General features: G+C 45.4%; 18 protein-coding genes. 8 read left to right on the forward strand and 10 right to left on the reverse strand.

All coding sequences use genetic code 11. The features are described from left to right. Positions 1-70 precede the first annotated feature (70 nt). Positions 71-505, reverse strand: coding sequence for a D-aminoacyl-tRNA deacylase (dtd, locus tag R7Z41_RS04830; protein ID WP_005379282.1), 435 nt, complete (start codon positions 503-505; stop codon positions 71-73). Then, positions 477-1421 carry a virulence factor BrkB family protein gene (locus R7Z41_RS04835; protein WP_005379281.1) on the reverse strand — a complete coding sequence of 315 codons (945 nt, stop codon included), beginning with the start codon at positions 1419-1421 and terminating at the stop codon, positions 477-479. The genes dtd and R7Z41_RS04835 overlap by 29 nt, the downstream gene beginning before the upstream one ends. A 34-nt stretch (positions 1422-1455) precedes the next feature. Here R7Z41_RS04835 and R7Z41_RS04840 point away from each other — a divergent pair, with 34 nt between their 5' ends. After that, positions 1456-2097 carry a DUF2959 domain-containing protein gene (locus tag R7Z41_RS04840; protein ID WP_005382972.1) on the forward strand — a complete coding sequence of 214 codons (642 nt, stop codon included), beginning with the start codon at positions 1456-1458 and terminating at the stop codon, positions 2095-2097. Positions 2098-2128: 31 nt separating this feature from the next. Here R7Z41_RS04840 and R7Z41_RS04845 read toward each other — a convergent pair whose 3' ends face one another. Both R7Z41_RS04845 and typA read right to left on the reverse strand, forming a co-directional pair. After that, the gene (locus tag R7Z41_RS04845; protein ID WP_065275007.1) at positions 2129-2671 is read right to left on the reverse strand and encodes an AAA family ATPase; all 543 of its coding nucleotides are present in this window, start codon (positions 2669-2671) and stop codon (positions 2129-2131) included. A 72-nt stretch (positions 2672-2743) separates the two neighbouring features. Further along, positions 2744-4573 carry a translational GTPase TypA gene (gene typA / locus R7Z41_RS04850; protein WP_005379276.1) on the reverse strand — a complete coding sequence of 610 codons (1830 nt, stop codon included), beginning with the start codon at positions 4571-4573 and terminating at the stop codon, positions 2744-2746. 530 nt (positions 4574-5103) lie between these two features. Here typA and glnA point away from each other — a divergent pair. The 6 genes from glnA (at position 5104) to add (ending at position 13731) form a co-directional block, all read left to right on the forward strand. Further along, a complete protein-coding gene (glnA, locus tag R7Z41_RS04855) occupies positions 5104-6513 on the forward strand; it encodes a glutamate--ammonia ligase (RefSeq protein WP_005379275.1) in 1410 nt (469 codons plus the stop codon). A gap of 195 nt (positions 6514-6708) precedes the next feature. Further along, positions 6709-7290: a DUF4124 domain-containing protein gene (locus R7Z41_RS04860; RefSeq protein ID WP_042522597.1), complete on the forward strand. Its 582-nt coding sequence runs from the start codon at positions 6709-6711 to the stop codon at positions 7288-7290. Positions 7291-7422: 132 nt separating this feature from the next. Then, the gene (glnL, locus tag R7Z41_RS04865; protein WP_065275006.1) at positions 7423-8469 is read left to right on the forward strand and encodes a nitrogen regulation protein NR(II); all 1047 of its coding nucleotides are present in this window, start codon (positions 7423-7425) and stop codon (positions 8467-8469) included. A gap of 57 nt (positions 8470-8526) precedes the next feature. Further along, positions 8527-9930, forward strand: coding sequence for a nitrogen regulation protein NR(I) (gene glnG, locus R7Z41_RS04870; protein ID WP_005379267.1), 1404 nt, complete (start codon positions 8527-8529; stop codon positions 9928-9930). Between the two features lie 102 nt (positions 9931-10032). Then, positions 10033-12579: an EAL domain-containing protein gene (locus R7Z41_RS04875; protein WP_065275005.1), complete on the forward strand. Its 2547-nt coding sequence runs from the start codon at positions 10033-10035 to the stop codon at positions 12577-12579. A gap of 147 nt (positions 12580-12726) precedes the next feature. Continuing rightward, positions 12727-13731 carry an adenosine deaminase gene (gene add, locus R7Z41_RS04880; protein ID WP_017821942.1) on the forward strand — a complete coding sequence of 335 codons (1005 nt, stop codon included), beginning with the start codon at positions 12727-12729 and terminating at the stop codon, positions 13729-13731. A gap of 69 nt (positions 13732-13800) precedes the next feature. On the opposite strand, the gene hemN is transcribed toward add, so the two are convergent. The 5 genes from hemN to R7Z41_RS04905 form a co-directional block, all read right to left on the reverse strand. Further along, positions 13801-15192, reverse strand: coding sequence for an oxygen-independent coproporphyrinogen III oxidase (hemN, locus tag R7Z41_RS04885; protein ID WP_065275004.1), 1392 nt, complete (start codon positions 15190-15192; stop codon positions 13801-13803). A 184-nt stretch (positions 15193-15376) separates the two neighbouring features. Beyond that, positions 15377-15865: a DUF2489 domain-containing protein gene (locus R7Z41_RS04890; protein WP_005379254.1), complete on the reverse strand. Its 489-nt coding sequence runs from the start codon at positions 15863-15865 to the stop codon at positions 15377-15379. Between the two features lie 7 nt (positions 15866-15872). Then, the gene (gene yihI, locus R7Z41_RS04895; protein ID WP_005379252.1) at positions 15873-16415 is read right to left on the reverse strand and encodes a Der GTPase-activating protein YihI; all 543 of its coding nucleotides are present in this window, start codon (positions 16413-16415) and stop codon (positions 15873-15875) included. Beyond that, entirely contained in the window at positions 16415-17053 is a 639-nt protein-coding gene (locus R7Z41_RS04900) for a class I SAM-dependent methyltransferase (protein WP_005379250.1), read from the reverse strand. Before R7Z41_RS04900 ends, yihI begins: the two co-directional genes overlap by 1 nt. Positions 17054-17891: 838 nt before the next feature. Next, positions 17892-18509: a c-type cytochrome gene (locus R7Z41_RS04905; protein ID WP_005379248.1), complete on the reverse strand. Its 618-nt coding sequence runs from the start codon at positions 18507-18509 to the stop codon at positions 17892-17894. A gap of 159 nt (positions 18510-18668) precedes the next feature. On the opposite strand from R7Z41_RS04905, the gene yihA reads away from it, so the two are divergent. After that, positions 18669-19328 (forward strand): ribosome biogenesis GTP-binding protein YihA/YsxC, encoded by a 660-nt coding sequence (yihA, locus tag R7Z41_RS04910; RefSeq protein ID WP_017635019.1) that lies wholly within the window; start codon positions 18669-18671, stop codon positions 19326-19328. Positions 19329-20075: 747 nt separating this feature from the next. Here the strand turns inward: yihA and polA are convergent. Next, complete coding sequence (gene polA, locus R7Z41_RS04915; protein WP_225477623.1) at positions 20076-22862, reverse strand: DNA polymerase I; 2787 nt, start codon at positions 22860-22862, stop codon at positions 20076-20078. Positions 22863-22866: the final 4 nt, after the last annotated feature.

Consider the following 22866-nt stretch of genomic DNA (forward strand, 5'->3'; position numbering starts at 1 on the left):
GAAAAATTACTCCAAGCCAATTCCATGAGCTTGGAGTTAAAGCTTAGACTATGGCGCCTGTGTTACCAGATTAGACCTGCAACCAAAACGTCACAGGACCGTCATTCACCAAGGACACTTTCATATCGGCAGCGAAGCGGCCACGCTGTGTGGGTAAGACTTCTTCACACAAGTCAGAAAAGTAATCATACAAGCGCTCTGCATCAACAGGATGCGCACCGCGAGAAAAGCCAGCTCGCGTGCCTTTTTTTGTATCCGCAGGCAGCGTAAATTGAGAAACCACCAGCACTTTACCTTCCACCTGTTTAACGTTCAGGTTCATCTTGCCTTCGTCATCTTCGAACACACGGTAGGTTGTAACACGCTCCATTAAACGCTTTGCTTTAGCTTCATCGTCGTCCTTCTCTACGCCCAATAAGACCAGCAGACCACGATCAATTTCTCCTACGACTTCACCATCCACGCGGACGGCTGCTTCACTGACTCGTTGAATTAGCGCTATCACTACTCTCGCTTCCTTCATCTGTTAACTGAGATTCAGCGGTCGAGTGTATCATGTCTAAATCTTCACTCCAGTGCTCTCGCTCACCAAGCGCAGCCGTAACTTCCGCCCCCAATAACACGATCATCCAGCATAAATACACCCAAACAAATAAGATAGGAATCGCCGCTAACGCGCCGTAGATGAGCTGATAAGACGGAAACTGAGTGATGTAAAGCGCAAAGCCTTTTTTACTCAACTCGAACAGTATCGCGGCGACTGCTGCCCCCATGGCACCATGAGCGAGGTGTACTTTTTTATTCGGCACTAGAATATACAAGCCAAGAAAAGCAAAAAAGGACAGCAACAACGGTAGCCAACGCAGAAATAAATTAAACGCACCAGATAATGTCTCGTTCTCTAAAATTTGCAGCGAAGTCACGTACGACGTCGCCGCAATACTCGCACCGACCATGATCGGCCCTAACGTGAGTACCATCCAATACATAGAGAATGAAAAGACTAAACGGCGCTTGTCTTTAACTCGCCAAATGTAGTTTAAGTTCTTATCAATGTTGGAAATCAGCATGACCGCTGCGATGAATAAAAACCCACCGCCAACCGCGCTCATTTTGCCCGTATTCGCCACAAATTCCTGTAATGCCGTATGTACAGCTTCTCCAGAAGCTGGCACAAAATTCTCAATAATGTAGCCTTGCAGCACCTCACCAACGTTCGCAAAAACGGGAAATTTCGACAATATTGATAACAATACCGTCAGCATTGGCACGATGGATAACAAGGTAATGTAGGCAAGATAGCCCGCGTTCACATTCACACGGTCATGCGTTAATCGCTTAAGAAGATACTTAAAAAACGCGACGCAACTTGGCAGTAGATTGATTAATCTCGCCTTGTAACTCTCTGATAACTGGTTCATAGTTCATCCCATAATTAGCGCCGAGGACATAAGAATGCCTTATTTATTAGCAATTGTACTATCAATTTTCACTTTAACAGGGTGTCAATCTGCTTATTACTCAGCAATGGAGCAGGTTGGGTATCATAAACGAGATATTATGGTCGACCGCGTCGAAGATGCCAAAGAATCTCAACAAGATGCACAAGAAGAATTCACCAGTGCACTTGAAGCCTTGTCTGCGATCACCAACTTTGATGGTGGTGAGCTAGAAAATGTCTACAACAACATCAATGACAAATACGAAGATAGCGAAAAAGCGGCTCAAGACGTACGTGACCGTATTGCTGCGATTGAAGACGTATCCGGCGCACTGTTTGATGAGTGGCAAGATGAGCTAGAGCTGTACTCGAGTGCGAAACTGCGTCGTTCAAGCGAGCAAAAACTACGTGAAACCAAAGCCTCGTACAAAACCATGCTTAGCGCTATGAAGCGTGCAGAGAAAAAGATGACACCGGTACTGGACACGCTGCGTGACAACACGTTGTACTTAAAACACAACCTTAACGCCAGTGCGATTGGTTCTTTGCAAGGTGAGTTCTCTAGCTTAGAGAAGGACATTCAGTTTGCGATCAAACAAATGAACGAAGCGATTGCAGAGTCCGATAAATTCCTACAAAAGCTCAATCAAAAGTAAATGATTCAGACCTCCTCCTAGCGAGGAGGTTTTAGTCGGCGACCTTACCGAGTAAACCGATGACTCTTCGAACAAAGCCTACCCTCTCTGGCACAGTTCCCCATGGCACTTCTACCACTTCATAACCCAACTCAGTATAGACACTCACTAACGACTGATGAATCTCCAATGCTTCTTCAAAGCTGTGCGGACGCACTTCATCTTGTACGTAAATGGATGCTTCAGGTCGACAAGTAAACACCTGACTATGGTACCCAGCGCTTTCGGTTAAGAAAGCTTGGTCAACCTTACAGCCGCCCACTTGTAGGTATGCAATGATGTCGGGGATGGCGCGATCAACAAACGCAACATCATGACAACGCGCATCACTCTTTTGTTTGTCCATCAACCCAAGGCATAACTTGGCAAACTCAGGTAAATTCGTCCACGGCAAAATACCATTTTCTAACTGGCTTTGCTGCTCAATCAAGTCGCGAGACCCTTCAGGAAACGTGGCGTAACCACACGCGTCTAGCGCATTCAGCAGTGTTGTTTTTCCCGCACCAGGCCCACCGGTGATAATAATCGGGTTCATATTCAACTCCAGAAAACAAAAAGCCCCGAGCATAACTCGAGGCTTCTTCTTAATTGAATCGCTTAACGAAAATTATTTCGCGCCACGAGAAGCACGCTTACGGTCGCTTTCCGTTAGGAACTTCTTACGGATACGGATGCTTTCAGGCGTTACTTCTACTAGCTCGTCGTCATCGATGAATTCTAGTGCTTGCTCAAGAGTCATCTTGATTGGCGGAGTAAGAACCTGTGCGTCATCTGTACCTGATGCACGAACGTTGGTTAGCTGCTTACCTTTCAGTGCGTTTACCGTTAGGTCGTTGTCACGGCTGTGAATACCGATAACCATACCTTCGTAAACTTCAACACCGTGACCGATAAATAGACGACCACGCTCTTGAAGGTTGAACAGTGCGTTAGTTAGCGCTTTACCCATCGCGTTCGCGATTAGTACACCGTTTACACGTTGACCGATGTTACCGCCTTTGTGAGGGCCGTAGTGATCAAACGTATGGTAAAGAAGACCTGAACCTGAAGTCAGTGTCATGAATTCCGTTTGGAAACCGATCAGACCACGTGATGGCATAACGAAGTCCATACGCACACGACCTTTACCGTCTGGAGACATGTCTTTCAGCTCACCTTTACGTAGGCCAATGTTCTCCATGATGCCGCCTTGGTGCTCTTCCATTACGTCGATAGTTACCGTTTCGAACGGTTCCATCAACTGACCATCTTCTTCTTTGATGATTACTTCTGGACGAGATACCGCAAGCTCGAAGCCTTCACGACGCATGTTTTCGATCAGGATAGAAAGGTGAAGTTCACCACGACCTGATACGCGGAATTTATCTGGATCGTCTGTTTGCTCAACGCGTAGTGCAACGTTGTGTACCAGTTCCTTCTCAAGACGCTCAAGGATGTTACGTGACGTTACGAACTTACCTTCTTTACCCGCGAATGGAGACGTGTTTACTTGGAACGTCATTGTTACTGTTGGTTCATCAACAGACAATGGTGGTAATGCTTCTACTGCGTTTTGTGCACAGATAGTGTCAGAAATTTTCAGCTCGCCAAGACCAGTGATTGCGATGATATCACCCGCGTTAGCTTGTTCAACTTCGTGACGCTCTAGGCCAAGGTAGCCCATTACTGTACCCACTTTACCGTTGCGAGTTTTACCATCAGCACCAATAATGGTTACCTGCTGGTTTGGTTTAACGCTACCACGAGTTACGCGAGCCACGCCGATAACACCAACGTAAGAGCTGTAGTCTAGCTGAGAAACTTGCATCTGTAGTGGACCATCAAGGTCAACATTTGGCGCGTCAACAACATCAACGATAGTTTGGAATAGTGGTTCCATGTTCTCGCCAGTTTCGCCTTCTTCTAGAGAAGCCCAACCGTTAAGTGCTGATGCGTAAACTACTTTAAAGTCTAGCTGGTCATCAGTTGCACCTAGGTTGTCGAACAGGTCGAACACTTGGTCCATAACCCAATCAGGACGTGCGCCAGGGCGGTCAATCTTGTTGATTACAACGATTGGTTTTAGACCGTGAGCAAACGCTTTTTGTGTTACGAAACGCGTTTGAGGCATTGGACCATCAACTGCGTCAACGATAAGTAGTACAGAGTCTACCATCGACATGATACGCTCAACTTCACCACCGAAGTCCGCGTGTCCCGGAGTATCTACGATGTTGATACGGTAATCGTTCCAGTCGATTGCTGTGTTTTTAGCAAGAATGGTAATACCGCGCTCTTTCTCGATGTCGTTCGAGTCCATGACTCGCTCTTCAGCTTCACCGCGAGACTCAAGCGTGCCTGATTGTTGTAGCAGCTTGTCAACCAACGTGGTTTTACCGTGGTCAACGTGCGCGATGATCGCGATATTTCTTAATTTATCAATCTGTGGAGTAGCCATGGATATTGATTCACTTAGATAGATGAAATGCCCCCACGCTGAGAACGGGTGCTCTCTGGCGACATTTGCTGATTAAAAAAACGGCCATAATGTACCAGATTTTAGCAAAAATCCTAGAAATATGTGATCTACTCCCGAGCATTTCTGCGATTTTTACGCTTAATGCCCATTTTCTTCCTCAGAACGAATTGATTAAACGCAACTTTATTCTAATCGATGCATAATTCAAATTGACTCTTGCTCAAAAACTGGGCTGAATACGCAATGTACCTGTCACATTATGGTGCAACAATGATTTTTAGCACCATAATAGTGCAATCAAAGATCATTTTGGTGCAAGCAACTGCACCAAACTAGCATTCAAAAACACAATTGCTTGAAATTAATGGAATATTTTTTTTGGCACGGTTTTGGCTTTAGTTAAAACAGCATCGATTAATGAAAAGTCAAATTGATTAATCAATGCCAGGTTTCATGAATAATTCATAAATCGAGCTTTTACCGCTTATTAACACTGGAGGTTATCCAAGATGTCAGTAGAAAACGTTCTATCGCTGATCCAAGAAAACGAAGTTAAGTTTGTTGACCTACGCTTCACTGATACAAAAGGTAAAGAGCAGCACATTTCGATCCCTGCTCACCAAATCGACGCAGACTTCTTCGAAGAAGGTAAAATGTTCGATGGTTCATCAGTTGCTGGCTGGAAAGGTATCAACGAATCAGACATGGTAATGATGCCTGACGCATCTTCTGCTGTGCTTGACCCATTCACGGAAGACGCAACACTAAATATCCGTTGTGACATCTTAGAGCCTGCAACAATGCAAGGCTACGACCGTGACCCACGCTCTATCGCAAAACGCGCTGAAGACTTCATGCGTTCTACTGGTGTTGCAGATACTGTACTTATCGGTCCTGAGCCAGAATTCTTCCTATTTGATGACGTGAAGTTCTCGACAGACATGTCAGGCTCTTTCTTCAAAATCGACGACGTAGAAGCGGCATGGAACACAGGTTCTGACTACGAAGAAGGTAACAAAGGTCACCGTCCAGGCGTTAAAGGTGGTTACTTCCCAGTAGCTCCAGTAGATTCATCTCAAGACATCCGTTCTGCTATGTGTCTAGTAATGGAAGAAATGGGTCTTGTTGTTGAAGCGCACCACCACGAAGTGGCAACGGCGGGTCAAAACGAAATCGCAACTCGTTTCAACACGCTAACAACCAAAGCTGACGAAATCCAAATCTACAAGTACGTTGTACACAACGTTGCTCACGCGTTTGGTAAAACAGCGACGTTTATGCCTAAACCACTTGTTGGCGACAACGGCAGCGGTATGCACGTTCACCAGTCTCTAGCAAAAGATGGCGTAAACCTATTTGCTGGTGACAAGTACGGCGGTCTATCTGAAATGGCGCTTTACTACATCGGTGGTATCATCAAACACGCTCGTGCAATCAACGCATTCGCTAACCCATCAACCAACTCGTACAAACGTCTTGTACCAGGCTTCGAAGCACCAGTAATGCTAGCTTACTCAGCGCGTAACCGCTCTGCTTCAATCCGTATCCCAGTGGTACCAAGCCCGAAAGCACGTCGTATCGAAGTTCGTTTCGGTGACCCAGCGGCGAACCCATACCTATGTTTCGCAGCAATGCTTATGGCTGGTCTTGACGGTATCAAGAATAAGATCCACCCAGGCGAAGCGATGGATAAAGACCTTTACGATCTTCCAGCTGAAGAAGCAGCAGAAATCCCAACTGTTGCATACTCACTAAAAGACGCGCTAGCAGAGCTAGATGCTGATCGTGAGTTCTTAACAGCGGGCGGCGTATTCTCTGACGACTTCATCGATTCATACATCGACCTTAAGTCTCAGGACGTAGAGCGTGTGAACATGACAACTCACCCTGTTGAGTTCGAACTTTACTACTCTGTGTAAGGTCGACACTGTGTAAAATGTAAACACAGCAATAAAATATTAGGCTCGCCTCGCAGGCGGGCCTTTTTTGTATTCGCCAGTCAAGCTTCGACGTTTAACATGAGAGGATAATAAAAATACACTTAGAATTTTTCCTTACAGGTCAAAGAGCTAAGCCATTGAAACGTGAAATCATCGAACAAGAGAAGGTGAGCAATGAAAGTTCAGCTTATTCCATCACTGTGTGCACTCAGCGGATTGTTAATCGCCTCTATCGCCTTCGCGCAGGTCGCGTATACGTGGGTAGATGAAAATGGCGTGGTTCACTTTAGTGATACGCCAAACAAAGGAGCAAAAGCGATCGCACTGCCAAACCTTGAAGCCAGCGCACCAGCTCCTGAGGTAGAAAGTACTGAATCGCTCGCACCTCAGACTACGCCATCTACTGCATCACAAAACAAGCCAGAGAAAACAACCGATCAGCCTCTCCCATTACAACTCTCGATGCTGACTCCCAAGCACAACGAGACCATCCGCAGCAATCGAGGCATCATCAATATTCAATTAGAAACCAATCGCAAGCTTGGTATCGGTGAGCAATTGCAATTGTTACTCGATGGAAAACCTTATGGTGCACCACAAAACCATATAGTGTGGCAGTTAAACAATATTGACCGAGGCACTCACACACTTGCTGTGCACGCGAAAAGAAGCGGCAAGCTTATTGCATCTACTAGCCCTATAACGGTGCATTTACATAGAGCAAGTGTTAAGCCGACCGTAAAAGGGGCAAAATAGAATATCTGGTGAAAAAAATCACATCACAGCGATGCTTTTCACTTTTTCTTCTAAGATTTATTCGCCATACTTAACGTTCAATTGCACCATTATTGTGCATCGCACAATCTTAAAGCAAAACAAGGACGTAATGTGGATACCAGTCTTCCTAGTGCCATTCTCAACAATATGGTGACAGCAACGCTGATTCTTGATGATGGATTGGCCATCCGTTATGCCAATCCGGCTGCCGAATTGCTGTTTTCTCAAAGCGCCAAACGAATTATTGAACAATCACTTTCTCAATTGATTCAGCATGCGTCGCTGGATCTCGCGCTGCTCACTCAACCGTTGCAAAGTGGCCAAAGCATCACCGACAGTGACGTCACTTTCGTTGTTGATGGCCGCCCTTTAATGCTAGAGGTGACGGTTAGCCCTATCACTTGGCAAAAGCAGTTAATGCTTCTGGTCGAGATGCGCAAAATTGATCAGCAGCGCCGACTCTCTCAAGAACTGAACCAACACGCCCAACAACAAGCAGCGAAGCTGTTAGTCCGAGGGCTTGCACATGAGATTAAAAATCCGCTTGGCGGCTTACGCGGTGCGGCGCAATTGCTAGAAAAAATGCTGCCAGAGCCCTCTCTCACCGAATATACACACATCATCATTGAGCAAGCAGACCGTTTAAGGGCGCTCGTGGATCGATTACTAGGACCGCAAAAGCCAGGTAAGAAGACACAAGAGAATCTGCACCAAATTCTTGAAAAGGTTCGCCAACTGGTTGAATTAGAGTCACAACGCTCAATCATCATTGAACGAGATTATGACCCAAGCTTGCCAGAGATTTTGATGGATACAGACCAAATCGAACAGGCAATGCTTAATATCGTCAGCAACGCCGCACAAATTCTTAGCCATCAAAAACACGGGAAAATAACCATTCGCACCAGAACGGTGCACCAAGCCAATATTCACGGCAAACGCTGTAAACTCGCTGCTCGTGTCGAAATCACAGACAACGGCCCAGGTATTCCACCGGAACTACAAGACACGCTGTTCTATCCCATGGTCAGTGGCCGCGAGGGAGGAACTGGATTAGGGCTATCTATTTCGCAAAATTTGATCGACCAGCACAATGGAAAAATAGACGTAGAAAGCTGGCCTGGTCACACAACATTTACTATTTATCTGCCGATCTGATTGCGCTAATGGACTTCAAGTCGCGTCAGTTTTTCGGTTTGCTGCAAGGATTACTACATGAGTAAAGGATATGTTTGGGTCGTTGATGACGACAGTTCAATTCGCTGGGTAATGGAGAAAACGCTCTCCTCTGCCAACATCAAATGTGAAACCTATGCCGATGGAGAAAGCGTGTTAATGGCGCTCGAACGCGAAGTGCCGGATGTTCTAGTATCAGACATTCGCATGCCAGGTATTGATGGGTTGGAGCTACTAAAACAAGTACAGCGCGATTACCCAGACCTTCCCGTGATTATCATGACCGCGCATTCAGATTTAGATGCGGCAGTGAATGCGTACCAAAAAGGTGCTTTTGAATATTTACCAAAACCTTTTGATATTGATGAAACTTTAACTCTGGTTGAACGAGCCATTGCACACAGCCACGAAAACAAACGCGAGCAGCTCTCTCCAGAAGACATTCCAGCAGAAACGCCTGAAATTATCGGTGAAGCACCAGCGATGCAAGAGGTGTTTCGCGCCATTGGTCGTCTTTCTCGCTCCTCTATTTCAGTCTTGATTAACGGTGAATCGGGCACGGGTAAAGAACTCGTTGCTCATGCACTGCACCGTCACAGTCCACGTGCTAACAAACCTTTCATTGCGCTCAATATGGCGGCGATTCCCAAAGACTTGATTGAATCAGAACTGTTTGGCCACGAAAAAGGCGCATTTACGGGAGCAAACAATGTTCGTCAAGGACGATTCGAACAAGCCAATGGCGGCACTCTATTTTTAGACGAAATCGGCGACATGCCATTAGACATTCAAACTCGTTTACTACGCGTTCTAGCTGACGGGCAGTTTTATCGAGTGGGCGGTCACTCTCCGATCAGTGTCGATGTACGAATTGTTGCGGCAACACACCAGAACTTAGAAAAGCTGGTGCACGAAGGTGACTTCCGTGAGGACCTATTTCATCGCTTAAACGTGATTCGCGTTCAGATCCCGGCACTGCGTGAGCGTAAGCAAGACATTGAAAAGCTTACACAGCATTTTCTTATCCGTGCGGCTGATGAGCTTGGTGTGGAAACAAAAACTCTCCACCCGTCGACCGTGGAGATTCTTAACCGCCTTGATTGGCCTGGCAACGTTCGTCAATTAGAGAATATTTGCCGTTGGTTAACCGTTATGGCCAGTGGTAGCGAAGTGTTACCAAATGACTTGCCAAGCGAACTACTCGAAGAGAAAAAATCCATTTCAGACTCTGCACATGGTAGTTGGCAAGAACAATTGGCGGATTGGGCACGGCATTCACTCGCAGCAGGAGATAAAGAACTACTTTCTTACGCTTTACCAGAATTTGAACGCATTTTATTAGAAGCAGCCTTAGAGCACACTAAAGGTCATAAGCAAGATGCCGCTAAAGTATTAGGCTGGGGGCGAAATACACTCACCAGAAAATTAAAAGAATTGTACTGACAATCACTTACGTGGTGCGTTAACAACGAGCGTCGTTTGTCACTCGATATTAATAAAAACATCAGTACAATTGTGGCGCACCACCATCTATGTGATTAGGCGATGTCTACTGCTACGACTCAAATTACACTGCGTACTGCTGTTCTGATTCCATTTGTCATGATCTTCTTACTGGCGATCGGTGTCATTGTCTACGTCCAAAAACAAAGTTACGAAGAAGTGGTCACGGATATCAGTGACAAGCAACTTTCCGTGTTAACCGAAAGTGTCCACGACCACCTCAATAGCTATCTACGTAAGCCTTTTACTGCGGTTATGGCTCTCGCGCACAACGTCAGCTATCACAACCTTTATCGCCCTCACGATACCTCAGACATTCAAAACTACCTGCTGAGTGCATTCAAAAATCTTTACCAATCGATACCGCAGTTGGATGTAATCGCATTTGGTTCAGAAAACGGCGACTTTGCAGGCTTTCGCCGCGAGCTTTCCGACGATTACACCTTAATGGTGCAAGATCGCTACACCGATGGTGATCTGGTTATTTATGGAACCAACCATGTGAGTAACAACATTCGAACGGTTATCTCCCAATACGATCCTCGCACTCGCCCATGGTATAAGCCCGTTGCAGAGAGCCAAAACGCCACTTGGTCTGAAATTTATACCAACGCTGATGAACGCCAGGATATTACGCTATCAGCCATGACGCCGGTGTACAAACACGACCAATTTGCTGGTGTTTTGGTGACAGACATTCGTATCAATACATTCAACGAGTTCCTGCGCGAGTTAAAATACAACACTAAAGCGTCGGTCTACATCATGGACCCAGATCATCGTTTAATCGCTCACTCAGGCCCGGGAAGCGTCATCTCATGGGGCACAAAATTTTCGGATAAAGGGCAGCGTTTGCTTGCCGCTGAAAACGCAGACCCGATCATCAAAATCAGTGCGAGCCGCGTCCGGTCTTTCGATCTCAACAACACCAAGCAACCTTATACTTTTTCATTTGAACATGATGGCCAACGTATTTTCAGTCGGCTAACCCCGTATCGAGACCAAGACGGCTTAACATGGTTTATCGGCACCTCCATTTCGGAGTCTGAGCTTCTCGGCCTGTTACCAAAAAGCCAGCAAGAGAGTTGGCTCGTTGGCATTATTGTAAGCCTATTTGGGATCGCCATCAGTTGGATCATTTTCAACCGAGTTACCAGACCAATTAACGCGACGGCCGCCGCCGCTCAGCACCTGGCAAATGGGGATTGGGATAGCGGCATGCCAAAGCCTGGTTATGTGTATGAGACAACCGTACTGGTTCATGCTTTTAATGAAATGGCGAACAATCTAAGAGCTTCATTCAAAGCATTGCGTGAACAGTTAGTTTATGACTCTCTAACACGCTTATATAGCCGTCAGGGTTTGGTCGAAATCTGTGAAAATCAGTCTCATCTTTGTCACGGCAGTTTATTTTTACTTGGCATCAACAAATTTAGAGATATCAACGACAGTGTGGGTCATCACAACGGCGACCAGTTGTTGGTCAGCATCGCTGAAAGGCTAAAACAGCAGTTTCGTGACAACGCATTATTGGCTCGGATTGGTGGTGATGAGTTCGCGGTGTTTCTCTCAAATGTCGACACTGAAACCAAAATTAAACAAACCGAGCGTCGATTACAGCATCTCTTTTCCACCCCATTTATGGTGGAAGGCGAGAATGTAGTGATGAAGATTTCACTTGGTATTGTACAAACCCAGCCAAACGAAACCATGCCTTTATGGTTACGCAACGCCAGCATCGCATTAAGTTACGCTAAACAAGACTCACTGACTGGTGTATGTCACTACAGCCCAGAACTAGCGAGCGCTTCAAAGTTTCGTACGCAAATGCTGACCAAGATCCAAACTGGCATTGAAAACCGAGAGTTTATTCCTCATTACCAACCGATTGTGGATCTCGTCAGTGGCACAGTGTGTGGCGCCGAAGCACTTGCGCGCTGGCATAGCGACTCAGGTATGGTGTCACCATTAGATTTTATCCCAATCGCGGAAGAAAGCGGCATGATCAAAGCCATCGGCCAACAGATTCTGTTACAAGCTTGTCGCGACACTTACCAAGCGATCGAAAGCAAACAGTGGCCGTCGGACTTCCAACTGCATGTGAATATCTCTGTTAATCAACTATCCTGCCCAAGTTTTGTTGATACGGTGACAAGTGTATTGGATATCACGAAATTACCAGCAAGTAACCTCACACTAGAGATCACAGAATCACGTATCATTGATAGCGCACCGACCACACTAGAAAATATGACTAAACTGCGTGAAATGGGTATTGGTATCGCGATAGATGACTTTGGCACCGGCTACTCATCACTGGGTTACCTCCACTCTCTGCCGTTTACCTGCTTGAAGATTGATCGCACCTTCATCAATCAACTCACACAAGAAAACTTAAACAGTTCAGTCGTCGCTGCCGTCATCAATATCACAGCAGGTCTCAAAACTAATGTCGTCGCGGAAGGTGTCGAGGATAGCAATCAAGCACAATTACTGCGCTCTTTAGGCTGTAATCAGGTGCAAGGCTTCTACTACAGCCGCCCTATGCCACTAGAAGAATGGCCAACACATTTGGTGAACATGAAGTAGAAAAGAGCGAGAATCGTTGATTTCCTAGTCATCCTCTACTGACAATCTACCCAACTGTTATTTATACTTAACTGCAAATCTTACCCATGTATTGTCACAGATGATGTTTGGGCCCTATTCCAGTTCATAACTATCCGGATCGACAAAATGATAACGAAGAACCTTCCTCTTACTGATTTGCACCGTCACCTCGACGGTAACATTCGTACTAAAACGATTCTTGAGCTAGGCCAAAAGTTTGGCATTGCCCTACCAGCGTACGATATTGAGTCTCTCACTCCTCACGTTCAAATTGTCGAAGCGGAACCCTCTCTTGTTGCTTTCCTTTCTAAGCTCGACTGGGGTGTTGCTGTACTGGGCGATCTAGATGCGTGTCGTCGTGTCGCGTACGAAAACGTAGAAGACGCGCTAAACGCACAAATCGATTACGCAGAGCTGCGTTTCTCTCCTTACTACATGGCGATGAAACACAAACTACCAGTAACGGGGGTTGTTGAAGCCGTCGTGGACGGTGTGCAAGCGGGTATGCGCGATTTTGGCGTGAAAGCCAACCTGATCGGTATCATGAGTCGCACATTTGGCACTGACGCATGTCAACAAGAACTGGACGGCATTCTGAGCCAGAAAGATCACATCGTTGCCGTCGACCTTGCGGGTGACGAGCTAGGCCAACCGGGTGATCGCTTTGTGTCTCACTTCAAGCAAGTACGCGATGCTGGCCTTGGGGTAACGGTCCATGCTGGTGAAGCAGCAGGTGCAGAGAGCATGTGGCAAGCAATCAATGAGCTGGGCGCAACTCGTATCGGTCACGGCGTAAAAGCGATTCACGATCCAAAACTGATGGATTACCTAGCAGAAAACCGCATTGGTATTGAATCTTGCCTGACGTCAAACTACCAAACAAGTACGGTAGAAACGCTAGAAAACCACCCTCTCAAGCAGTTCCTAGAGCATGGCGTTCTTGCGTGTCTGAACACTGACGATCCAGCGGTTGAAGGTATCGAACTGCCATACGAATACGAAGTAGCGGCACCAGCCGCTGGCCTGAGCCAAGACCAGATTCGCCAAGCGCAAATCAATGGCCTTGAGATTGCGTTCCTTTCAGAAGCAGAAAAATCGGAACTGAGAGAAAAAGTAAAAGATCGCGCTTAAATCCAGCGAAAACATAAAAAAATGCCAGCATCTGCTGGCATTTTTTATATCTTGAATCTGTATCTCTGATTAAATAACACGAGAGAACTGTTGCTGACGTGCCTTTGCTCGTAGGTATTTATCAAAGCTCATACAAATATTACGGATCAACAAACGACCTCGCAGCGTCACACGAATTTCATTGTCATCCACTTCCACCAGCTCATCGTTAATAAAGGTCTGAAGTAGCTGCAAATCTTCTTTAAAGTACTGTTCAAACCTCACTTTAAACTCAGACTCAATGGCTTTCTTGTCTAACTTGAAGTTACAAATCAGCTGCTTAATCACTTCGCGACGGAGCAAATCATCGGAGTCCAGAGAGACCCCTTTCCATAGAGCGTGACGAAGTTCGTTGACTTGAGCGTAGTATTTCTTCAGCTCTTTCTGGTTTTGCGCGTACGCATCGCCGATCATCGAGATTGCAGAAACACCAAAGCCAACCAAGTCACATTCACCTTGTGTGGTGTAGCCTTGGAAATTGCGATGCAAAATACCTTCGCGCTGGGCAGCAGCAAGTTCATCGTCCGGCAAAGCAAAGTGGTCCATACCGATAAATTGGTAGCCAGCATCAGTCAGTGTCGCGATGGTATCTTGCAGAATCGCCATCTTCTCTTCTGCCTTTGGCAGGTCTTCGTCTTTAATCTTACGCTGCGCTGCAAATAGCTGTGGCATGTGCGCGTAGTTAAACACGGATAGACGGCCCGGCTGCATCTCTAGCACTTGTTCTAGAGTCTTGGCAAAAGATTCTTTGGTCTGCTTCGGTAAACCGTAAATTAAATCTAGGTTCGTCGAACGAAAGCCTAACTCTTTTGCGCGCGCAACCATCGCAACGATGAACTCTTCATCTTGCTCACGATTCACCAGCTTTTGCACTTCTTTGTTGAAGTCCTGAACACCGATGCTCAAGCGATTGAAGCCTTCACTACGCAGATGATCCAGCATGGTCAGCTCGATTTCACGCGGGTCAACCTCGATACTGATTTCAGCATCGCTACTAAAAGTAAACTCTTGGCGTAGCAGGCTCATCACACGCGTGATTTGCTTTTCAGAGAGAAACGTCGGTGTACCACCACCAAAATGCAATTGCGTCACGGTGCGACCAACAAGTAATGCAGCACGTTGACGAATTTCGTGTTCAAGCACGTCGAGGTATTCATCCGCTTTGTGCGAGTGGCGTGTAATGACTTTATTACATCCACAGTAGTAACAAAGCTTGTGACAGAACGGAATGTGTACGTACAGCGATAATGGGCGTTCTGGGTATTGGGTGCATGCCATATCATAATCAGAAATGGTGAACGCTTCATGAAACTCCAGCGCCGTTGGGTACGACGTATAACGAGGCCCGGAATAGTTGTACTTATCCAATACCGCTTGATCCCAGACGATTTGCTGTTTCGATTCAGTGTGTTGATTCGACATGGTGGTACTTTCCGTTAAATGCTAGGGCAACGAAAGCCGTCACCCGATATTCAGAGCCGCTATTTTGCCATACGACGATGACAAGCGTGGCAACGCCGACTGGCTTTTTAAGTATAAAACTAAAGAAGTGCTAGCGTGATCACGATACCCCCATTAGTCATAAGGAGACTATTGGGGGTCGCGCTTAAATCATCTGAATATTGATTTGATTATTCAGTGGCTGGACGTTTTTCTGCAACACTTTGAGCTCCTCAATAATCGCATCAGTGAGGCGGCTTTCCGCTTTATGACGCGTCAAGTTCTGTTGCATACGCTCTTTCTTGGCAAGTTGTTGGCGTTCTTCGCCACGCGCCATATCTTTCACGATGTGGTAAAGCTCAGAAATCGCAGGGTACGTTTTATCGAAATCAACGCGGTCTTCACCTTGTACATAATCCATGATGTTATACACACGGATACTGATTTCAGATAAATCGCACTGGCCTTGAATGCCCGCCTGACACAAGGTATGCACATTCTCAAAAATGTTGGCGTTACGTTTGTCTATCGCCAATTTTTGATGCTTCAGCTGCAATTCCTTTTGCTTTTTCAATTGAAGCAGAAGGTAACCTGCATAAGAAGCGAGTGCGATGATAATCACAACACCAGCAATAGCTAATAAGGTTACATTCATAGCTTAATTATCCTTTATAGTCGTCGAAATTAATGTCGTCGAAATCTGCCAGCAAGTCATCATCGTTGCGCGTGCTTTTCTCAGCAGGTGCAGTGAAGTCTTCCTCTTCTTCAGGTTCCAACAAACCTAGTTGGTCCATTAGCTTCTCAATGCGATCGAGTTTCTCATCGACGAATTTCTGTAGACCTGTGCCCAGGTTTTCACCCGCTTCAATACGGTCTAGCAACACGTTCAATTGCGCGTCATTTTCTAGCATCTCTAGTTCTTGCTCTGCCGACAAACGACGCTCTTGCTTCGTCATTTTCTTCGCAGGTTCAACAATCAGAGGTATTTTCTTTTTGCTGCCTAAGCGCGGGTCGCGATTTTGTGCAGCAGCTTGCTTTTTCTGCTCGTTAACTTCTGAGTTACGGTTACCCGTTTTCAGACCTTTACGCTTTTTAGCACGCTTGCGTAAGCGGCCTTCCACATCAGATTCTGTACGGTTACGAGTTACAACAAACTCAGGTGCACCAGCGGCACCTGGTTTTCTAGATTTTTTACTACGGCTCATTACTGGGGTTTCCTCAGTAAAATTACATCATTACCAATAAATTCGAGTTCGAGCTTATCCCGCTCTGCTAGGAACTGGAACGTGTCACGACTAAAGAACACTACGTGAGTGAGATCGTTCTTATAATGCCATGATTTGAAAGCCTCCACGTCGATGACCATTTTCGTCATCAGGCCTATCCAGCCCCCTGGCTTAACTAAATTCAACCATTGCTTCCACACCAAATCTGGGTGGTAGAGGTGCTCTATCACCTCTGTTGCTGTCATGAAGTCGTACGTTTTTTCTAAAACCGACGTATCAGGGTGGTAGTAGAGATCGTACAACGCCATGTTGTGCCCCGCCTCTTCCAGCATCAAGGAGAGCGTTGGGCCAGGACCACAACCAAAGTCGATACCATTTGATTGTGGAGAAATTCGCTCTGTGATCGGGTCAGCAATACGCGACAAAAAGCGTCGGTAACCCAAATCATCGGGGTTGTTCTCATGCAAATCATAGTGAGCTTTTTCGCTTTCCGCATCCAAACGTTGGTCTGGATTTACGAATACCAAGCTGCACTGCTCACATTGAAGATATTCACGACGCTTATCTTCAAAATAATGGTGAGTGCGCTGATTTTGGCATAAAGGACAGGTATGCATGCTGACTTCCTCAAACAGGGATGCGAAACATACCAGAAAGTGAACTCGGATTGGAGTGTTGTTGAGTATTTTTTCAGCAATTTTTATTAAAAAACTTTGTTTACAACCTATAAAGCTAAATAAGTGCAGTAATCTCAATTCAAGTTACGACTGAGCAAGTCAACGGATATAAAAAAAGCGACAGTCAGACTGTCGCTTTCTAAGTGCCATCAATTGGCGAAACTGTGTTGCACACATTTGGTGCACCAATGATCCCTTTGTTTTTAGAGCTTTCCCTGCCAAAAAGAGTTGTTTTTCATCTTCCTGATGAGTTTTGGCTATCCGTTTACTTCCTGTCTACTGAGCAACTTCCTGTGCCTGATCCGTTTCACTGTCTTAACCGTCAGACGAGATGACCATCCTTATCTGATAGGCTCCCTACCTATCTAAATCCCTTTCTAAATCACCAAGCATCCGAGCTACATCCTTGGAGACCTAAACCGTGGTCTTAAATCCTTACATTCACTCCCTGTGAACGACTTCTACTTTACGCCATCCCGTTATGCTCACAAGTAATGGGTTGAAAAAATAATCCGCCTATTTTTCTAAAAAATCAAAATTATCATTTAATCAAAAGCTTAAAAACACTAACAAGAAAAAGCCAACATCAAGTATGGCAAATGTCTCACAAACTGCCGAGCCAACTATCGCTTTCGCATCCAAACTCGACTGTGATATCTGTCACGAACAAAAATGCCCTAGTGGATTCACTAGGGCATTTTTGTACAAGTTGCTCGAACGATGTAGGGACATCTACCCAACCAGCTCAAGATGCAGGATCTTGAGCGATTTAGGTATATTAGTGCAGACCGCCAACGTATTTAGACAGCACTTCGATATCTTCGTCTGTCATTTTCTTCGCGATGTCGCGCATCATGGCATTCATATCATTGCCACGGTCGCCATCACGGAATTTTTCTAGCTGAGCTTTGATGTAGTCAGCATGCTGACCAGAAATTTTCGGGAAACCTGAAAGCTCAGTACCATTGCCACGAGGACCATGACATGCAATACATGCGGTTAGGCCACGCTCGGCATCACCAGCGGTATAAAGCGTTTTGCCTTTTGCTACTACATCTTCAGGTGTTGAGTTTTCTGAAACTGGTAGCGAAGCGTAGTAAGCAGATAGGTCTGCGATATCTTCATCGCTCAGTGGCATTGCCATACCACTCATTACAGGATCGTAACGACCTTGTTTACCACCACTTGTCATGCCTAGCTTAAGTTCTTTTAACTGCTTCTCAAGATACTTAGCGTGTTGGCCTGCGAGTTTCGGGTACGTTGTTATTGCACTGTTGCCATCTGCTCCGTGACAGGCGACACAGGTTTGTGATTTTGCTTTACCAGCCTCAATATTACCTTGGGCCCATACTGAGCAACTGGCTAAAAGACTCAAAATTAGCGCTAATTTCTTCATGACATTCCATTATAATTATCAAGCTTCCAGTACCACGGAATGTGAACATACCGCGTACACTCATGGTACAATAGGCGACCTTATGCCGAGCACGGTTATTTTACACATTTTCACAAAAAAGTAATCAATCGACTACACAAAGTCGAGATGGAGTTAACAGTGAGCGTAAAAATTCATTACCAAAATACGCATTTCATCACCAGCGCACCCGATATTCGTCACCTGCCGGAAGACGAAGGTGTCGAAATTGCGTTTGCAGGACGCTCAAACGCTGGTAAATCGAGTGCACTTAACCGTCTAACTAATCAAAAAAGCTTAGCCAAGACATCAAAGACACCTGGTCGTACGCAATTAATCAACCTTTTCAAAGTAGAAGAAGGTTGTCACATTGTCGATCTACCTGGATACGGTTTTGCTCAAGTACCGGTAGAGATGAAAAACAAATGGCAGAAATCTTTGGGTGAATACCTACAGAAACGCGAGTGCCTAAAAGGCTTAGTGGTTCTAATGGACATTCGTCATCCAATGAAAGATCTCGACCAACAAATGATTTTCTGGGCCATCGATAGCCACATTCCTGTGCAAGTTTTGCTAACCAAAGCAGATAAACTAAAAAGTGGTGCACGCAAACAAACTCTACTGAAAGTTCGTAAGCAAGTAGAAACTTTCGGTGGTGACGTTTCTGTTGATGTGTTCTCTTCACTGAAAGGATTAGGTGTCGATCAGCTACGTGCAAAACTGGATACCTGGTTTGCACCAGCACTAGCACACCTGATAGAAGAAGACGAACAAGAGATACCAGCGAGCGATGAAGAATAATTAACAATATTTGTTAAATTTCTTCGACACGGCCCTGCCATTTGGTGGGGCTTTTGTTTATCTGAACTAAATAACAGGCAATAAAAATCCCCGCCTTCCTGGCAGGGATAACGGGAGAGAAAAATTGGTAATTATTGTTATGTGACGAAGCATTGCTGAACTGAGATTCGATTTCAATAGGTTAAAAAGCGCTCTTGTTTCCTGTGTATCACCAAACATTCACTCCAAAAACACCCAATAGCGTTACAATTCAGACAGTTAAGCCAAGCAAATCTTCAAAAAGATGTAACTTAGTTTCTTTCAAGAAAAAATAATAGTGTGACTGGCGTAAATTTACAGGATGAATAACGCAATAAATTTGAAGGAAAAATCGAGATTTTGCAGTGACTTAGAAAGGTCAAAAAAGAAGGTTTTTGAAGGCTAACTTTAAGCTGCTGATCCAAAAGAATAATTTTCTTTCGCCCAATAAAAAACGCCCCAGTCAAAAACTGACTGGGGCGGCTGAATCAGCCTAATCCAATAACGTGAAACAAAAGGTCTGAAAGATAGAACATCTTACCTCTGTACCCTACGAGTATTAATGTACAACAATTGGTCAGAATTGCAAAGAATTTTTGTAGTTTTTTTTCATGAAATTTTTATTAAGCAACATCAAAGTTAACTTTGCGCTAGCTTTTTTAATCTCAAAAAAAAGCCAGCGTTTGTGCGCTGGCTCATAATTAATTGGTTATTTTGGTATAAAAGTGACTAATGAGCTTGATCCCAGTTATCACCGTGACCTGCTTCTGCAACCAACGGTACTTTTAGCTCTGCTGCAGATTCCATCAATTTCTGTACTTTACTTTCAATTTCGGACAATGATGACTCTTCAACTTCAAAGACCAATTCATCGTGTACTTGCATTAATAACTTCACACGACCATTGCCTTCTTCCTGAATCCACTGATCAACCAACAGCATCGCTTTCTTAATGATGTCCGCAGCCGTACCTTGCATTGGTGCGTTGATTGCCGCACGTTCAGCAGCTTTACGACGCATCCCGTTGCGTGATTTGATTTCTGGTAAATGCAAACGTCGACCAAAAATCGTTTCAACATACCCTTTATCTGCTGCCGTGCTGCGTGTGTCTTCCATGTACTGCATCACGCCTGGGTAACGTTCAAAGTATGTATCCATGTACGCTTGAGCCTCACCACGAGGAATGCCTAATTGCTTCGCCAAACCAAACGCACTCATGCCGTAAATAAGACCGAAATTAACCGCTTTCGCACGACGACGTTGCTCACTTGAAACGTCTTCAATAGAAACACCCATGATTTCTGCTGCGGTTGCCGCGTGGATATCTTTGCCATCACGGAATGCATCCAATAACGCTTGGTCACCAGAAAGGTGCGCCATGATGCGAAGTTCGATTTGCGAGTAGTCGACCGCTAAGATTTTATGCCCTGATGGCGCGACAAACGCTTGACGAATACGACGGCCAGCTTCGTTACGAATTGGAATGTTCTGTAAGTTCGGATCAGTAGAAGATAGACGACCCGTTGCAGTCACTGCTTGGTGGTAAGAAGTATGCACGCGCCCCGTTGATGGGTTGATCATCTTCGGCAGTTTGTCGGTGTAAGTTGATTTTAGCTTCGCCAAACCACGGTATTCCAAAATCAGTTTTGGTAGTGGGTAGTCTAGCGCGAGTTCTTGCAGAACTTCTTCATTCGTCGATGGTGTGCCTGATGGCGTTTTCTTCACAACCGGTAAACCCATTTTTTCAAATAGGATGGCTTGTAATTGCTTTGGCGAGTTCATGTTAAACTCTTGCTCTGCAATTTCGTACGCTTTCTTTTCAAGCTCATCAAGGCGAGCGGTAATCTCGACCGACTGCGCACTCAGCTTCATTTCATCGATAAAGACCCCAGTGCGTTCAATGCGCGAAAGAACTGGCACCAACGGCATTTCAATCTCTTCGTAAACTGTCTTCAGGCTTTCATCCTGCTCGATATTAGCAAACAAGCGATTGTGCAGACGAAGGGTCACATCCGCATCTTCTGCCGCGTATGGCGATGCTTGTTCCAGTTTGATTTGGTTAAACGTAAGCTGATTTTTGCCTTTACCTGCAATTTGCTCAAAAGAAATGCAGCTGTGCTGTAGGAAGCGAAGCGCCAAGCTGTCCATATCGTGTTTACCGCCGACACTGTTGTAGATATACGATTCCAACATCGTGTCGTGCTTAATACCTTTTAGCTCAATGTCGTAACGAGCGAGTACAGACGCATCATACTTTAAGTTTTGACCGACTTTTGCTTTCGCTGCATCTTCAAGAATTGGCTTCAGCTGTTCTAGTACCCAATCACGATCAAGCTGTTCAGGCGCATCTAAATAGTCATGTGCAACTGGCACATAAGCCGCAATACCTTCATCGACAGCGAATGACAAACCAACTAGATTCGCTAGCATGTAATCTAGGTTATCGGTCTCCGTATCAAATGCAAACAGCTCAGCCGTTTGAAGTTTATCTAGCCAAGCATTGAAGGTTTCTTTATCCAGAATTGTTTCATATTGGCTGCGATCGATTGTTACCGCAGAAGTTTCCATCTCGGCTTGAGAAGAGGAAGCTTGTGAAGATCCTGCAAGCTCTACGGCCTCCACAGATCCAGAACCGCCTTCAAGTAGTTCATTCAACCAAGATTTAAACGTCAGTTGGCCATACAGCTTCACTAATTCGTCTTTATTTGGTTCCGCTTTCAGCAATGATTCTGGCGTTTCCTCAAGCTCAACATCCAATTTGATGGTCGCGAGCTCATACGAAAGCATGGCATTTTCTTTGTTGTCGATGAGCTTTTTCGCCATGGTTTTAGAACCACGGAAACCAAGCCCTGCAATATCATCGAGGTTTTCATACAACTTCGTCAGACCACCAATACCTTGCAGTAGTGCGGTCGCTGTTTTATCACCGACACCCGGTACACCAGGAATGTTATCTACTTTATCGCCCATCAGTGCTAAGTAGTCGATGATCAACTCAGGTGGAATGCCAAACTTTTCAACCACACCTTCACGATCCATTACGACGTTCGTCATGGTGTTGATCAAGGTAATGTTATCATCCACTAGCTGCGCCATGTCTTTATCACCAGTACTGATCAATACAGGCATGCCCTTTTGTGATGCTTGGTATGCTAACGTACCGATGACGTCATCCGCCTCGACGCCAGGAACACAGATCAGCGGCAAACCCATTGCACGAATAACATTGTGTAATGGTTCAATTTGACAACGCAGGTCATCCGGCATTGGCGGACGATTCGCTTTGTATTCTGCATACATATCATCACGAAAGGTTTTTCCCTTTGCATCGAAAACCACCGCGATGCGCTCAGACGCAAACTGACGCATCATGCTGCGTAACATGTTCACGACGCCGTAAACGGCATTAGTTGGAATTTCACCATTGCTCATGGTGCCCGGGTAGGCGTGAAAAGCGCGATATAGGTAAGAAGAGCCGTCGATAAGGATCAACGGATTTTCAGGAATACTTGCCATAATT

This window comes from Vibrio sp. 1457 (assembly GCF_033340195.1).
GTDB classification, from domain to species: domain Bacteria; phylum Pseudomonadota; class Gammaproteobacteria; order Enterobacterales; family Vibrionaceae; genus Vibrio; species Vibrio alginolyticus.

What these genes read in the sequence shown, in the direction of transcription:
- hemN (WP_065275004.1), bottom strand. Translation starts at nt 15,192, where the DNA reads ATGTCGAATCAACACACTGAATCGAAACAGCAAATCGTCTGGGATCAA.
- R7Z41_RS04875 (WP_065275005.1), top strand. Translation starts at nt 10,033, where the DNA reads ATGTCTACTGCTACGACTCAAATTACACTGCGTACTGCTGTTCTGATT.
- typA (WP_005379276.1), bottom strand. Translation starts at nt 4,573, where the DNA reads ATGGCTACTCCACAGATTGATAAATTAAGAAATATCGCGATCATCGCG.
- R7Z41_RS04860 (WP_042522597.1), top strand. Translation starts at nt 6,709, where the DNA reads ATGAAAGTTCAGCTTATTCCATCACTGTGTGCACTCAGCGGATTGTTA.
- yihI (WP_005379252.1), bottom strand. Translation starts at nt 16,415, where the DNA reads ATGAGCCGTAGTAAAAAATCTAGAAAACCAGGTGCCGCTGGTGCACCT.
- polA (WP_225477623.1), bottom strand. Translation starts at nt 22,862, where the DNA reads ATGGCAAGTATTCCTGAAAATCCGTTGATCCTTATCGACGGCTCTTCT.
- glnG (WP_005379267.1), top strand. Translation starts at nt 8,527, where the DNA reads ATGAGTAAAGGATATGTTTGGGTCGTTGATGACGACAGTTCAATTCGC.
- R7Z41_RS04905 (WP_005379248.1), bottom strand. Translation starts at nt 18,509, where the DNA reads ATGAAGAAATTAGCGCTAATTTTGAGTCTTTTAGCCAGTTGCTCAGTA.
- R7Z41_RS04835 (WP_005379281.1), bottom strand. Translation starts at nt 1,421, where the DNA reads ATGAACCAGTTATCAGAGAGTTACAAGGCGAGATTAATCAATCTACTG.
- R7Z41_RS04840 (WP_005382972.1), top strand. Translation starts at nt 1,456, where the DNA reads ATGCCTTATTTATTAGCAATTGTACTATCAATTTTCACTTTAACAGGG.
- R7Z41_RS04900 (WP_005379250.1), bottom strand. Translation starts at nt 17,053, where the DNA reads ATGCATACCTGTCCTTTATGCCAAAATCAGCGCACTCACCATTATTTT.
- R7Z41_RS04845 (WP_065275007.1), bottom strand. Translation starts at nt 2,671, where the DNA reads ATGAACCCGATTATTATCACCGGTGGGCCTGGTGCGGGAAAAACAACA.
- R7Z41_RS04890 (WP_005379254.1), bottom strand. Translation starts at nt 15,865, where the DNA reads ATGAATGTAACCTTATTAGCTATTGCTGGTGTTGTGATTATCATCGCA.
- glnA (WP_005379275.1), top strand. Translation starts at nt 5,104, where the DNA reads ATGTCAGTAGAAAACGTTCTATCGCTGATCCAAGAAAACGAAGTTAAG.
- add (WP_017821942.1), top strand. Translation starts at nt 12,727, where the DNA reads ATGATAACGAAGAACCTTCCTCTTACTGATTTGCACCGTCACCTCGAC.